Origin of the sequence: Herbaspirillum sp. SJZ106, from assembly GCF_006715495.1 — a bacterium.
Classification (GTDB): Bacteria; Pseudomonadota; Gammaproteobacteria; order Burkholderiales; family Burkholderiaceae_D; genus Herbaspirillum.
Map to the genome: position 1 here is coordinate 328,612 of NZ_VFNI01000002.1, position 12,400 is coordinate 341,011.

Below are 12,400 nucleotides of genomic sequence, written 5' to 3' on the forward strand. Positions count from 1 at the left end.
CTTAACATGGCGGTTGTGCCGAGGCATGTCAGCGCCAGGGAAAGGCGGCACCGCAACAAGCCACTACGACAATAAATGACTCACACGATGACTTTCGATTCCTCTCCCATCGCCGCCATCGCCACCGCCCCCGGACGCGGCGGCATCGGCGTGGTCCGCATTTCCGGCAAGAACCTGGTGCCGGTGATCGCCGCGCTGTGCGGCCGCGAGCGCCTGGCGCCGCGCCATGCCACCTATTTGCCGTTCCGCCGCGCCGACGGCAGCCTGATCGACCAAGGCCTGGCGATCCACTTCCCGGCGCCGCATTCCTATACCGGCGAAGACGTGCTGGAACTGCAGGGCCACGGCGGCCCGGTGGTGATGCAGATGCTGCTGGCGCGTTGCCTGGAGGCTGGCGCCGAAATCGGTTTGCGCCTGGCCGAGCCGGGCGAATTCACCCAGCGCGCCTTCCTCAACGACAAGATCGACCTGGCCCAGGCCGAGGCCGTCGCCGACCTGATCGAGGCCACCACCGAAGCGGCCGCCAAGTCGGCCTCGGAATCCCTGAGCGGCGCCTTCTCCAACGTCATCCATGAACTGGTGGAGCAGGTCACCAGCTTGCGCATGCTGGTGGAAGCCACGCTCGACTTCCCGGAAGAGGAAATCGACTTCCTCAAGCAATCCGACGCGCGCGGCCAGCTGGCAAGAATCCGCGCGACCCTGGAAGACGTGTTCAAGCACGCCGCCCAGGGCGCGCTGCTGCGCGACGGCTTGAATGCCGTGCTGGCCGGCAAGCCCAATGTGGGCAAGTCATCGCTGCTCAACGTGCTGGCCGGCTCGGATGTGGCCATCGTCACGCCGATCGCCGGCACCACCCGCGACAAGGTCACGCAGACCATCCTGATCGAAGGCATGCCGCTCAACATCATCGACACCGCCGGCATCCGCGAGGCCGGCGAAGATGGCGGCGGCCCCGATGAAGTCGAACGCATCGGCATCGAGCGCACCTGGGCCGAAGTGGCCAAGGCCGACGTCATCCTGCACATGCTCGACGCCGACCTCGGCCCCACGCGGGAAGACGAGAAGATCGCCTCGCGCTTCCCCGAAGGCGTGCCCATCATCCGCATCTGGAACAAGATCGATCGTTCCGGCCACAAGGCCGCGGTGGACCAGATGCCGGACGCGACGCACGTCTACATTTCCGCAGCGGAAGGACAGGGCGTGGACATGCTGCGCGCGGAACTGCTGCGCATCGCCGGCTGGCAGCAGACGGTGGAATCGCGCTATCTCGCGCGCGAACGCCATCTGCTGGCGCTGAAGGCGGCCGACGAGCATTTGGCGCACGCCGCCGCCCACGCCGCGCTCGACAACGAGGCAGGCGAGCATGCGCTGGACCTGTTCGCGGAAGAGTTGCGCCTGGCGCAGGGGCGCCTGTCGAGCATTACCGGCAAGTTCACGCCGGATGATTTGCTGGGGGTGATTTTCTCGCGCTTCTGTATCGGCAAATGATGTCGCGCCCGCGCCCTGACAAAGCGCTGATGGACGTAACAAGACGTTGCCATCGGCATGTAAACGCTTGATGAACTGATAAAACTTCGCAGCGGATGTTACAGCGTGTAAAAACGATAGTGGCGTCGGAGGGAGATGGATATTCTGAAGTTCCTCCCCCTCCAATTCATCACCCCTGAGAATTGGATTTAGCCCGCGAACCGCAAGGTACGCGGGCTTTTTTACGTCCATGTGCGTACCAGCGGATGTTGATGCGCTTCACCCGCTTCGGCTTTCATTGCGCCGCCGAAGAGCTCGCCTGCAGGAATGGCGCGCCGCTGCTAAGATGCATTTTTTTTCACGACTCATCCACAGGAGTGCGCATGTCTTCCAATCCACGTCTGGCCGATTACCCCATTGATCCGCATTTCATCAACCGCTGGTCGCCGCGCGCCTACACCGGCGCCGAGATCTCGGAAGAAACCGTGCTGACCTTCCTGGAGGCCGCACGCTGGGCGCCTTCGGCCTACAATGCGCAACCCTGGCGCTTCGTTTATGCGCGTCGCGGCACGCCCGCATGGGACAGCCTGCTGGGCCTGCTCAACGAATTCAACCGCAGTTGGGCCGAGAGGGCATCGGTGCTGATCGTGGTCTTGTCGCGCACCGTGATGGTCCCGCCGGGCGCCACCGAGGCGGTGCCGGCGCCGACCCATTCGTTCGACGCCGGCGCGGCCTGGGGCTACATGGCGCTGCAAGCCAGCATCTCCGGTTGGCACGCGCACGGCATGGCCGGTTTCGACAAGGAAAAGGCCCGCGTGGAACTGAACGTGCCGCCCGAATACGCAGTGGAAGCCGCCATCGCCATCGGCAAGCTGGGCGACAAATCCATCCTGCCCGAAGGCCTGCAAGCCCGCGAATTGCCCAGCCCGCGCGAGCCGCTCGCCAAGCTGGCGTTTGAAGGCAAATTCAAGGCGTAAATAATTTTGGCGAAAGCGCGACAAAACGCTGGATTTTCTGAAACACCTCTTATAGAATAGCGGTCTTTCAGCGAGAACCAACAGCTGAAGACGGTTTTAGGAGTGGTAGTTCAGTTGGTTAGAATACCGGCCTGTCACGCCGGGGGTCGCGGGTTCGAGCCCCGTCCGCTCCGCCAAATAAAAGGGTCTGCTCATTGAGCAGGCCCTTTTTCTTTTTGCGAAGCAAAAAGTGGCGGTGCGGAGCAAGCCGCCTGCGCGGCTTGCGGCGGGGCGAGAAGGGAATCGCTTGCAAGCGATTCCGCGGCCTGCAGCATGTAGGAGAGCCCCGTCCGCTCCTCCGCCAAATAAATAAAAGGGTCTGCTCATCGGGCAGGCCCTTTTTGTTTTTGTCATCCAGGTTCTCGCTGCGAATCGTCATCCCGGAAGCGGCGCCGGCAAATCGTCCGTCCCATCCGCCACCAGCGCAATCCACTCCCGGAACGCCTTGATCCCCCTGGCGCCCGCGTCTCCCCGCCGATAGCACAGGAAGTGCATTTCCCGTCGAATCGTCTTGAACTTGCCATCCCCTGCCACCACCAGCTCCCCGCGCGCCAGTTCGGCCTCGGCGAAGCGTGCCGTCTCCAGCGCCACGCCCAGTCCGTCCACCGCGGCGGCCACTGCCAGCGAACCGCGGTCGAAGGAGGGATGGGCGCGCGGCGGCAGGCGGATGCCGTGCAGGTCGAACCAATCCTTCCAGCGCACCGGATTGAGTTTGGACTCGATCAGCGTCAGTTGCAGCAGGTCTGACGCCTGCTGCACCGGGTGGCGCGCCAGCAGGCGCGGCGAACACAAGGGCAGCGTGGCTTCGCTGCCCAGCGCTTCTACCGCCACGCCTTCCCGATGTGGCGGTGGGCCATAGGCGATGTCGATATCGGCGCCGCCGTCGCGGCCCAGGTCGGCCGGTTCGGCGCTGGACGACATCTGCAGGGTGATGCCGGGATGCGCCTGCATGAACTGCGCCAGTCGCGGGCTGAGCCATTTGCTGGCGAAGCTGGGAGCGCAATGCACCGCCAGCACGCTGCGGTCATCGCCCGGGCGGAAGGCCGCGCAGGCATCTTCGATGGCGTCGAAGGCCGGCGACAGCTTGTTCTTCAACAACTGGCCTTCCATGGTCAGGCTCACGCGCCGCGTCTGGCGGAGAAAGAGGGCCTTGCCGCACCATTGTTCCAGCGCCCGCACCTGGTGGCTGATGGCCGAAGTGGTCAGGTGCAGCTCTTCGGCGGCTTGGGTGAAACTGCCCAGGCGGGCGGTAGCCTCGAAGGCGCGCAGCGAAAAGAAGGACGGGAGCTTGCGCATCGGCGATGAAGATATGGTTGAGCCTGATTCAACAATCGGTGAAAACACGTCTTTTGTCAACGCCGGCGGCAGCTGCCACCATGGGCTTTCACAACCAGAACATCTGAGGAGACCCCATGCTCGACAGCGTCAAACGCACCTCCGTCTACCAGCCCGAGCAACTGGGACTGAAATTCCCCGACATCCCCGATTTCAAGAGCCATGAAGAGCAGCGCCTGCACCTGAAAAAGCGCCTGGTCGCCGCCTGTCGCGCCTTCGCGCAGCAGGGCTTCGATTACGGCTTCGCCGGTCACCTGACCATCCGCGACCCGGAGCATCCGCACCTGTACTGGACCAATCCGATGGCCGTGCATTTCGCCCAGGTGCGCCTGTCCAACCTGATCCTGGTCGATCATGAGGGCCGCGTGGTGGAGGGCGATTATGCGGTCAACCGCGCCGGCTTCGTGCTGCATGCTGCCGTGCACGAGGCGCATCCCGAGATTGTGGCGATGTGCCATGCCCATACCGAATACGGCACCGCGTTTTCAGCGCTGGGCCAGCCGCTGTTGCCGATCAGCCAGGATGCCGCGGCCTTCTATGAAGACCACGTGGTGATCGGCGACGAGGCCGGCCAGGTGGCGGTCGAGGTCAAGGCCGGGCATCGCGTGGCCAACGCTTTTGCCGGCGTGAAGGCGGCGATCCACCAGAACCACGGCTTGCTGACCGCCAGCCGCCATAGCATCGAATCGGCGGCGTTCTGGTTCATCGCGCTGGAGCGCTGCTGCAAGCAGCAACTGCTGATTTCCGCCAGCGGCCAGGCGCCCCGGCTGGTGCCGCCGGAGAAGGCGCGCTACAGCCGCGAACACGTCGGCAGCGACTACATTGGCTGGCTGCATTTCCAGCCCATCTACGAGCATCTGGTGGCGACGCAGCCGGACATGTTTACCTGAAGTTCACCTGAAGACGCGAAAAAAAAACCGATGCATCGCAAGATGCATCGGTTGTGAGGTGCCGGAGAAGATCAGCCCTTGGCTTTGTTGCCGCTCAGTTGCTCCACCACCTGGCGCGGCGCCTCCGCGTAGTGCTTGAACTCCATCGAGTAGGTCGCGCGGCCCTGGGTCAGCGAGCGCAGCGTGGTCGAGTAGCCGAACATTTCCGACAGCGGCACCTCGGCGCGCACCAGCTTGCCACCGCCCACCATGTCTTCCATGCCCTGCACCATGCCGCGCCGCGACGACAGGTCGCCCATCACGTTGCCCATGAATTCCTCGGGCGTTTCCACCTCGACCTGCATCATCGGCTCCAGCAGGATCGGGCCGGCGCGCTTCATCGCTTCCTTGAAGGCGATCGAGCCGGCCATGCGGAAGGCGTTCTCGTTGGAATCGACGTCGTGGTAGGAACCGAAGGTCAGCGTGGCCTTCACGTCCACCACCGGGTAGCCCGCCAGCACGCCAGCCTTGAGCGACTCCTGGATGCCCTTGTCGACCGCCGGGATGAATTCGCGCGGCACCACGCCGCCCTTGATCGCATCGACGAACTCATAGCCCTTGCCGGGCGGCTGCGGTTCCAGCTTCAGCACCACATGGCCGTACTGGCCGCGCCCGCCGGACTGCTTGACGAACTTGCCTTCGACATCTTCCACCGCCTTGCGGATCGCTTCGCGGTAAGCCACCTGCGGCTTGCCGACGCTGGCTTCCACGCCGAACTCGCGCCGCATGCGGTCGACCAGGATCTCCAGGTGCAGCTCGCCCATGCCGGACATGATGGTCTGGCCCGACTCCTCGTCGGTATGCACGCGGAACGAGGGATCCTCCTGCGCCAGGCGGTTCAGGGCGATGCCCATCTTTTCCTGGTCGGCCTTGGTCTTCGGTTCCACCGCCTGCGAGATCACCGGCTCCGGGAACACCATGCGCTCCAGGATGATCGGGTGCTCCGGGTCCGACAGCGTGTCGCCGGTGGTCACGTCCTTCAGGCCGACCGCGGCGGCGATGTCGCCGGCGAACACTTCCTTGATCTCCTTGCGCTCGTTGGCATGCATCTGCAGGATGCGGCCCAGGCGTTCCTTCTTGCCCTTGAGCGGGTTGTACACGGTGTCGCCCGAATTGACGATGCCCGAGTAGACGCGGAAAAAGGTCAGCTGGCCCACGAACGGGTCGGTCATGATCTTGAAGGCCAGCGCCGAGAACGGTTCATCGTCGGACGGATGGCGTTCGATTTCCGAGTCGTCTTCGGCATGGCCGGCGATCGCCGGCACATCGATGGGCGAGGGCAGGTAGTCGATCACCGCATCCAGCATGGCCTGCACGCCCTTGTTCTTGAAGGCGCTGCCCGCCAGCATCGGCACGATCTCGTTGGCCACGGTACGCAGGCGCAGGCCGTGCTTGATGTCGTCCTCGGTCAGCGGCGTGCCGGAGAGGTATTTCTCCAGCAACTCTTCGCTGGCCTCGGCGGCCTGCTCGACCATGTTGTCGCGCCACTGGCGCGCGCTGGCTTCCAGTTCGGCAGGAATGTCCTCGTACTTGAATAGCACGCCCTGGCTGGCCTCGTCCCAGATGATGGCCTTCATCTTGACCAGGTCGACCACGCCGGAGAAATGGTCTTCGGCGCCGACCGGGATCTGGATGGGGACGGCACGGCCCTTGAGGCGTTCCTCGATCTGGCGCTGCACGCGGAAAAAGTCCGCGCCGACGCGGTCCATCTTGTTGACGAAGGCGATGCGCGGCACCTTGTACTTGTTGGCCTGGCGCCAGACGGTCTCGGATTGCGGCTGCACGCCGCCCACCGAGTCGTACACCATCACGGCGCCGTCCAGCACGCGCATCGAGCGTTCGACTTCGATGGTGAAGTCGACGTGGCCCGGCGTGTCGATGATATTGATGCGGTGCTCGGGATAATTGCCGGCCATGCCTTTCCAGAAGGCGGTGGTGGCGGCCGAGGTAATGGTGATGCCGCGTTCCTGTTCCTGCTCCATCCAGTCCATGGTGGCCGCACCGTTATGCACTTCGCCGATCTTGTGGTTGACGCCGGTATAAAAAAGGATGCGCTCGGTGGTCGTGGTCTTGCCTGCGTCGATGTGGGCGCTGATACCGATGTTGCGGTAGTTTTCTATTCGGGTCTTGCGGCTCATGGCATATCCTTTCAGTGGGTGCCGTCATTCCTCAGTCTGTTGCGTGGATGGTGATGAAATGATTGTTAGTGGATTCCAAGGGCGCCTGTTGACTTTGGTCCGGCGCCCGTCTTGTTGGCGGCAGGACAAGAGTTGCGCTCCTGTTCCGCCATTTTCGCCACATTTCTGTAACGAGGATTAGATAATAAGAACCTGCGGAGGTTTCTTCAAGAGCAATTCCCGATATTTTTGTAATGCAGATTAAAATAAACTACACTGCGCACTGCGGGAACGCTCGCGACAGAAACAAGGCAACCAGGCAATAAAGGAACACCGATGATACGAACACGCGGCCGCCCCCGCAGTTTTGACCGCGAGCAGGCGCTGCAGCAGGCCATGCAGGTCTTTTGGAGCAAGGGGTACGAAGGCACCACCATGGCCGACCTGACCGAGGCGATCGGCGTCAAGGCGCCCAGCCTGTACGCGGCTTTCGGCGACAAGAACGCCTTGTTCCGCGAGGCGGTGGAGTTTTATTCGCGCACCGTCAGCGCCGGGCCGTTGCGCGAATTGCAGGCCGGCAACGGCATTCGTGAAGATTTATACGCGATGCTGCGCGCCAGCGTGCAGATGTATTCCGGCAAGGGCGGCGTAGCGGGCGCGGGCTTGCCGGCGGGCAGGGGGTGCATGGTGGTGATCTCGGCCATCAACTGTGCTCCCGAGAACGCGGAACACAGTGACGCGCTTTCGCAACGCCGCCACAAGCGCCGCAACGAAATCCGCGCGCGCCTGCAGCAGGCGCAGCGCGACGGCGAGATCCGCGCCGATGCCGACGTCACGGCATTGGGCGACTTCTACACCAGTTTTCTGAACGGCATGGCGCTGGGCGCGCGCGACGGCGTGTCCAACGCGCGGCTGGCGGCGACCTTGCGGCATGCGATGCTGCCACTGGAGAGCGTGCTGGCCGAACCCAAGGGCGAGGCCGTTCCGGTCCGGCGCAAGGTGGCCAAGCGGGCAGCCTGAAGCGGGCGCCTGAGCATGTGCCGCGCCGCGCGGGCAAAGAAAAAGGGAGCGATCATTGCTCCCTTTTTCTTTGGATGGTTACTTTTGCAACGGCCGCTTACGCCGCCTGCGCCAGCGTCCCGTCGTTTTCCTTCAACTGGCCGCCCAGCGCTTCCACCAGAGATGCCAGCAGCTTGGACAGCTCGCCGGTCATCAGCATGAAATCGCCGTCGAAGCGCTCATCCTCGTTCTTGCCGGTGAAGTCGGCATCTTCCTTCAGCACGTCCAGCGGCGCGATGCGCTTGACCGACAGGTTCTCGGTCAGCACGAACGACACCTTGTCGGCCCAGGTCAGCGCCAGGCGCGTGCATTGCTTGCCGGATTCGATGTGGCGGCGCACGTCTTCCGGATCCAGCGTGTGGCGCACATAGCGCACGGTGGCCTTGCTTTCCGCGGTGGAACGCAGCTCGGTATCCTGGTCCACGGTGAAGCCGTTGGGCGCTTCGTCGCTGGCCAGCCAGTCGGTCATGGCGGCCGCCGGCGACATGGCGGTGCGCAGGGTTTCCAGCGGGAACTTGGGGATCGCCTTGAACAGCAGCTTCAACACTTCCTCGGCCTTGCCGGGGCTGCCGGCATCGACCAGCAGCCAGCCGTTGACCGGGTCGATCCAGACCCAGGTGCTGCGCACGATGGAGAAAGCGCGCGGCAGCAGCTCGTCGGTGACCTGCTCCTTCAATTCCTTGGTCTGCTTGCGGCCCGGCGGAAAACCTTGCTGCTCTTCCAGCTCGGCCGCGCGCGCCTTGGTGACCTGGTTGATCACGGTCGAGGGCAGCAGTTTCTTTTCGGTGGAGAGTTGCAACAGCAACTGGCGGTTCACCACGTGCACCAGCTTCTCGTTGTTGCGCGGCGAGACCCAGCCCTGGCTCTGCATTTCGATGCTGGAGCAAGCGGTGAATTCCTGTGGGGCGAGATGGGATTCGAGCTCGTCGGCGGTGATCGCCCACGGCGCGGGCAGGCGATAGATCTGGAGGTTCTTAAACCACATAACGTTCCGGGCAAAAGCGTTCATTTTACACGCCTGGCTCTTGCCGAGCGATGCCGGATTGTCCATGAGTAGTTTGTGGAAATTCCTCAGGGGAAGGGCAAGAAAGGCTGTTCGCCTGCGCCGCCGAAGCCCGCGTACTTCAGCTTGATGCCGTTAACAGGAGAGAGGCGCCTAAAAGGGATTGTCAGAGCAAGCGTCTGCCAGAATAAGATACAAAGTGGCTAACTATGTAAGAAAATCCGAGCATAGGATTTCTTCAGCACATCTTTGCTGGCGGTCTTTGTGAAATGCCAGCAACTTACTTGAATTTCAGACCATGCCAATTTGCCGGCGTATTGCTCATATTGATATGGATGCGTTTTTTGCATCTTGTGAGCTATCTCAATATCCTGAGTTGCGTGGCCAGCCGATGGTGGTTGCCGGAAGACAATCGCACGCTCCCAGAAAGAGACAGGATGGCACCCTCGAGTTCTCCAGGCTTCGCGACTACGTGGGAAGAGGCGTTCTTACGACGGCCACGTATGAAGCCCGCGCTCTGGGCGTGCATTCAGCGATGCCGGCGATGAAAGCCGCGAAACTGGCTCCTGATGCAATTCTTCTACCTGTAAATTTTGACTTGTATCGCAACTACTCGCGATTGTTTAAAGATGCGATCAGGGCGATCAGCCCGATCATCGAGGATATCGGGATTGATGAAATCTATGCTGATGTCAGCGCTTTAGATGGAAGTGCCGAGGACATTGCCAAGCAACTGAAAGCCGCGGTATTCAATGCGACGAAGCTCACATGCTCGGTTGGAATTGCTCCGAATAAGCTACTGGCAAAGCTCTCCTCCGATATGCAAAAACCGGATGGATTCACCATTATCACGATGGCGGATCTGGCTAGCCGGATCTGGCCGATGTCTGTGTCGAAGGTTAATGGCATCGGCCCCAAGGCGGCTGAAAAGCTGGCCTTATTGAACGTCCGGACAATTGGCGAACTGGCGGCTTGCGAGGAATTATGGCTGATTGAGCATTTTGGCCGCAGCTTTGGAGCCTGGTTGCACAGGGTCGCTCACGGTGTAGATGACCGGCCGATTATTACGGAAAGTGAGCCGGTATTAATGAGCCGTGAAACGACCTTTGAGAGCAATCTTGATGTTGCTCGAGATAAAGCAGAGCTCGGCAGAATTTTCACGCGATTATGTGAACAGGTTGCAGCGGATCTGCAGCGGAAAGGCTATGTTTGCAGAAAGATTGGCGTCAAACTGCGCTTTCAGGATTTTTCTACTATTACCCGCGACGTCACCTTGAACGCGCTTACATCAGACGCTGTATCAATACGAATGGCGGCCGGTACTTGTCTGAAAAGAGTCAGTTTCACGCAATCCCTCCGTCTCTTGGGGGTGAAAGCAAGCGGATTGAGCCGACCCGGCACTGATCAGGGAACGGGCGCTGGGCAGCTTACGTTGGATCTGGATTGAGTTCAGGCGAATTTTCTCCCATCGGATTTCTTGTCACGAAGAGGGTGCATCGGCAAGCAGAATACATAGCCTGTTGAGTTGCTCGCTGAATTGCCCTTCTCCATTTTTCCTACTTGCAGTCGATTAACTACTGTTGTTTAACCAACTCCGATAGTTGTGCGAATCTTAGCGGGGCTCGGCGACGCAGATGAAGTGCATAAAATGATGCCAGGCCTCCCGCAATCAGGACACTAAATGCCAGGAAGTAGCTGACTTCGGAAGACAGTCCCGACAAAAGCTGTACATGGTTGATCATCTGCCACAGGAAGAAAAGCAGTATGAGCGTACTGACTACCGGTGCAAACATCGATCGCCAACGTGACACGTTTGTTTTGGTTCGACGGAAAAAAGTCGCCACGCTGACAGCTGCCAGTACTTGACAGCTCAAGACTCCCACCGCCGATGGAACGCTGGCCCAAGGCAAGGCCTGGAGCATCGGATCCAACTTGGCCATCGCACAGAGAAAAATCAGCGTACACGATATACACATCGTGATCGCGGAAGCCACGTGCGGAGAGCGATGCTTGTGATGGGTTCTGGACAGCGGTTGCCAGACGAGGCCGCGGATAGCCATGGCGTGCCAGTATCTTGCCACTACATTAGTGAAGCTCAGGACCGCAGCAAAGAGGCTGGTAATGACCAGTGCCGCACCAATCTTGGCCGCAACGGGGCCAGCCAGGGTCTGGAACATTGCCAGCCACATGCCTCCAGGGTCGTTCGCGGCAACGCTTACTGCATGCGTTAACCCAAAATGATTGAGCATGAGGTAAATGGACGTTGCGTAGAGAAGGCCGATAAACGCGATCGAGAAATACATTGCGCGTGGTACGGAACGTTGGGGATCTCTCGCTTCTTGCGCGTAGATTGCCGCCGTTTCAAAGCCCATGAAGGATGCCACGACAAAAATCAGAGAAGGGCCGAAACCTGGCGTGAAAACGGACTGCGGCCAGAAAGGCTCCAGGGAAAGATGCGTCCCGGGCATTGGATGACGGAATAGCTCCAGCACATCTACCCATACAATGACGCCGACCTCGCACATCATCAGCATCAATAGCAAGCGTCCGCTGAATTCGATGCCCCGAACGCAAAGCAGGTGAGCTCCGATGGCGCAAGCAAAAGCCCACGCCCACCAAGGCGCGGCGATTCCCAACGATGCCATCGCGACTTGCATGAAGTGCCCAAGCATGGCATGGCAGGCGAGCAGCATCGCAATATAGGACAGCACGGCAATGCAAGCGCTGCCCACTCCGGCGATGGTTCCCAAGCCTTTCGTGATATAGGCGTAAAAGGCTCCGCCATTCTCCACATAGGGAGTCATCGCACAGAAGCCAATCGCGAATAGGAGGTAGGCGAGACAGACGATAGCGTAGGAACCGGGCAAGCCAATGCCGTTTCCCAGGGTGATGCTTACCGGTACTCCGCCTCCCATCGAGGTTAGCGGGCCATTTGTCGTGATCACCATAAGGAAGATGCCGAACCAGCCGATTGCATCTCTTTTGAGGCCGGTATGCTCCACCGGTGATCGAGCTGATTCAGACATCCTAGGCTCCTCAAAGATTAGTGTAATTCAGGTAGTCGCTCTGTTAGCTGGCGCTAAAAAGACCGAAGCCATACATGTCGGCCACAATACGCCAAGTGTCCGTTTCTTTTCGCCATGCTGTAAGCGAGCGGAATGAAATCGTATCGCCTTTGCCGTCGGCAGAAGGAGAGCTCCATTCCAGCCAGGTCACCGCAGCGTTTTCGGTGAGTTCGACTGTTCGTACGGACCGTATCGAGAGCTTCGGCGTGACCTTGAGCATCTCTGTCAGTGCTGGCAGCAGATCGGAGCCGACGGTGATTCCCTGTGCGCCTTCTCCACTGATGCTGCAATCATTGGAAAACATCTCGCGATGAAGCTTGGCGGCGTCGCCATTACGGCACAGCGTCTGGAGTTTTTCAATTGCCAGGTTGATATTCATGAGATTTTCCTCGGGAAAAATTTGGTTGTG

At 60.6% G+C, this 12,400-nt stretch carries 10 protein-coding genes and 1 tRNA gene; 6 read left to right on the plus strand and 5 right to left on the minus strand.

The window, feature by feature from the left end:
• Positions 1-87: 87 nt before the first annotated feature.
• From mnmE to FB598_RS06730, 3 genes are all read left to right on the plus strand, one after another.
• Positions 88-1,488, plus strand: a complete 1,401-nt coding sequence (gene mnmE / locus FB598_RS06720) for a tRNA uridine-5-carboxymethylaminomethyl(34) synthesis GTPase MnmE (protein ID WP_141914217.1) — start codon at positions 88-90, stop codon at positions 1,486-1,488.
• A 362-nt stretch (positions 1,489-1,850) separates the two neighbouring features.
• Positions 1,851-2,444 carry a nitroreductase family protein gene (locus tag FB598_RS06725; protein ID WP_141913903.1) on the plus strand — a complete coding sequence of 198 codons (594 nt, stop codon included), beginning with the start codon at positions 1,851-1,853 and terminating at the stop codon, positions 2,442-2,444.
• Between the two features lie 99 nt (positions 2,445-2,543).
• A tRNA-Asp gene (locus FB598_RS06730) sits at positions 2,544-2,620 on the plus strand.
• Between the two features lie 238 nt (positions 2,621-2,858).
• On the opposite strand, the gene FB598_RS06735 is transcribed toward FB598_RS06730, so the two are convergent.
• Positions 2,859-3,779: a LysR substrate-binding domain-containing protein gene (locus FB598_RS06735; RefSeq protein WP_141913902.1), complete on the minus strand. Its 921-nt coding sequence runs from the start codon at positions 3,777-3,779 to the stop codon at positions 2,859-2,861.
• A 116-nt stretch (positions 3,780-3,895) separates the two neighbouring features.
• Here FB598_RS06735 and FB598_RS06740 point away from each other — a divergent pair, with 116 nt between their 5' ends.
• The gene (locus tag FB598_RS06740; protein WP_141913901.1) at positions 3,896-4,708 is read left to right on the plus strand and encodes a class II aldolase/adducin family protein; all 813 of its coding nucleotides are present in this window, start codon (positions 3,896-3,898) and stop codon (positions 4,706-4,708) included.
• A 71-nt stretch (positions 4,709-4,779) separates the two neighbouring features.
• Here the strand turns inward: FB598_RS06740 and fusA are convergent, their stop codons facing one another.
• Positions 4,780-6,885 carry an elongation factor G gene (fusA, locus tag FB598_RS06745; RefSeq protein WP_141913900.1) on the minus strand — a complete coding sequence of 702 codons (2,106 nt, stop codon included), beginning with the start codon at positions 6,883-6,885 and terminating at the stop codon, positions 4,780-4,782.
• Between the two features lie 315 nt (positions 6,886-7,200).
• Here fusA and FB598_RS06750 point away from each other — a divergent pair, with 315 nt between their 5' ends.
• The gene (locus FB598_RS06750; protein WP_141913899.1) at positions 7,201-7,884 is read left to right on the plus strand and encodes a TetR/AcrR family transcriptional regulator; all 684 of its coding nucleotides are present in this window, start codon (positions 7,201-7,203) and stop codon (positions 7,882-7,884) included.
• Between the two features lie 97 nt (positions 7,885-7,981).
• On the opposite strand, the gene FB598_RS06755 is transcribed toward FB598_RS06750, so the two are convergent.
• On the minus strand, positions 7,982-8,908 hold the full coding sequence (locus tag FB598_RS06755; RefSeq protein WP_141913898.1) for a recombination-associated protein RdgC: 927 nt from the start codon (positions 8,906-8,908) through the stop codon (positions 7,982-7,984).
• A 316-nt stretch (positions 8,909-9,224) separates the two neighbouring features.
• Here FB598_RS06755 and dinB point away from each other — a divergent pair, with 316 nt between their 5' ends.
• The gene (dinB, locus tag FB598_RS06760) at positions 9,225-10,373 is read left to right on the plus strand and encodes a DNA polymerase IV (RefSeq protein WP_141913897.1); all 1,149 of its coding nucleotides are present in this window, start codon (positions 9,225-9,227) and stop codon (positions 10,371-10,373) included.
• 127 nt (positions 10,374-10,500) lie between these two features.
• Here the strand turns inward: dinB and FB598_RS06765 are convergent, their stop codons facing one another.
• Both FB598_RS06765 and FB598_RS06770 read right to left on the minus strand, forming a co-directional pair.
• The gene (locus FB598_RS06765; protein WP_141913896.1) at positions 10,501-11,952 is read right to left on the minus strand and encodes an APC family permease; all 1,452 of its coding nucleotides are present in this window, start codon (positions 11,950-11,952) and stop codon (positions 10,501-10,503) included.
• Between the two features lie 43 nt (positions 11,953-11,995).
• Positions 11,996-12,370, minus strand: a complete 375-nt coding sequence (locus tag FB598_RS06770) for a DUF4440 domain-containing protein (protein ID WP_141913895.1) — start codon at positions 12,368-12,370, stop codon at positions 11,996-11,998.
• Positions 12,371-12,400: the final 30 nt, after the last annotated feature.

Bases quoted from the DNA above. Each gene is read 5' to 3' on its own strand.
- mnmE (WP_141914217.1), top strand. From the start codon at position 88: ATGACTTTCGATTCCTCTCCCATCGCCGCCATCGCCACCGCCCCCGGA.
- FB598_RS06725 (WP_141913903.1), top strand. From the start codon at position 1,851: ATGTCTTCCAATCCACGTCTGGCCGATTACCCCATTGATCCGCATTTC.
- FB598_RS06735 (WP_141913902.1), bottom strand. From the start codon at position 3,779: ATGCGCAAGCTCCCGTCCTTCTTTTCGCTGCGCGCCTTCGAGGCTACC.
- FB598_RS06740 (WP_141913901.1), top strand. From the start codon at position 3,896: ATGCTCGACAGCGTCAAACGCACCTCCGTCTACCAGCCCGAGCAACTG.
- fusA (WP_141913900.1), bottom strand. From the start codon at position 6,885: ATGAGCCGCAAGACCCGAATAGAAAACTACCGCAACATCGGTATCAGC.
- FB598_RS06750 (WP_141913899.1), top strand. From the start codon at position 7,201: ATGATACGAACACGCGGCCGCCCCCGCAGTTTTGACCGCGAGCAGGCG.
- FB598_RS06755 (WP_141913898.1), bottom strand. From the start codon at position 8,908: ATGTGGTTTAAGAACCTCCAGATCTATCGCCTGCCCGCGCCGTGGGCG.
- dinB (WP_141913897.1), top strand. From the start codon at position 9,225: ATGCCAATTTGCCGGCGTATTGCTCATATTGATATGGATGCGTTTTTT.
- FB598_RS06765 (WP_141913896.1), bottom strand. From the start codon at position 11,952: ATGTCTGAATCAGCTCGATCACCGGTGGAGCATACCGGCCTCAAAAGA.
- FB598_RS06770 (WP_141913895.1), bottom strand. From the start codon at position 12,370: ATGAATATCAACCTGGCAATTGAAAAACTCCAGACGCTGTGCCGTAAT.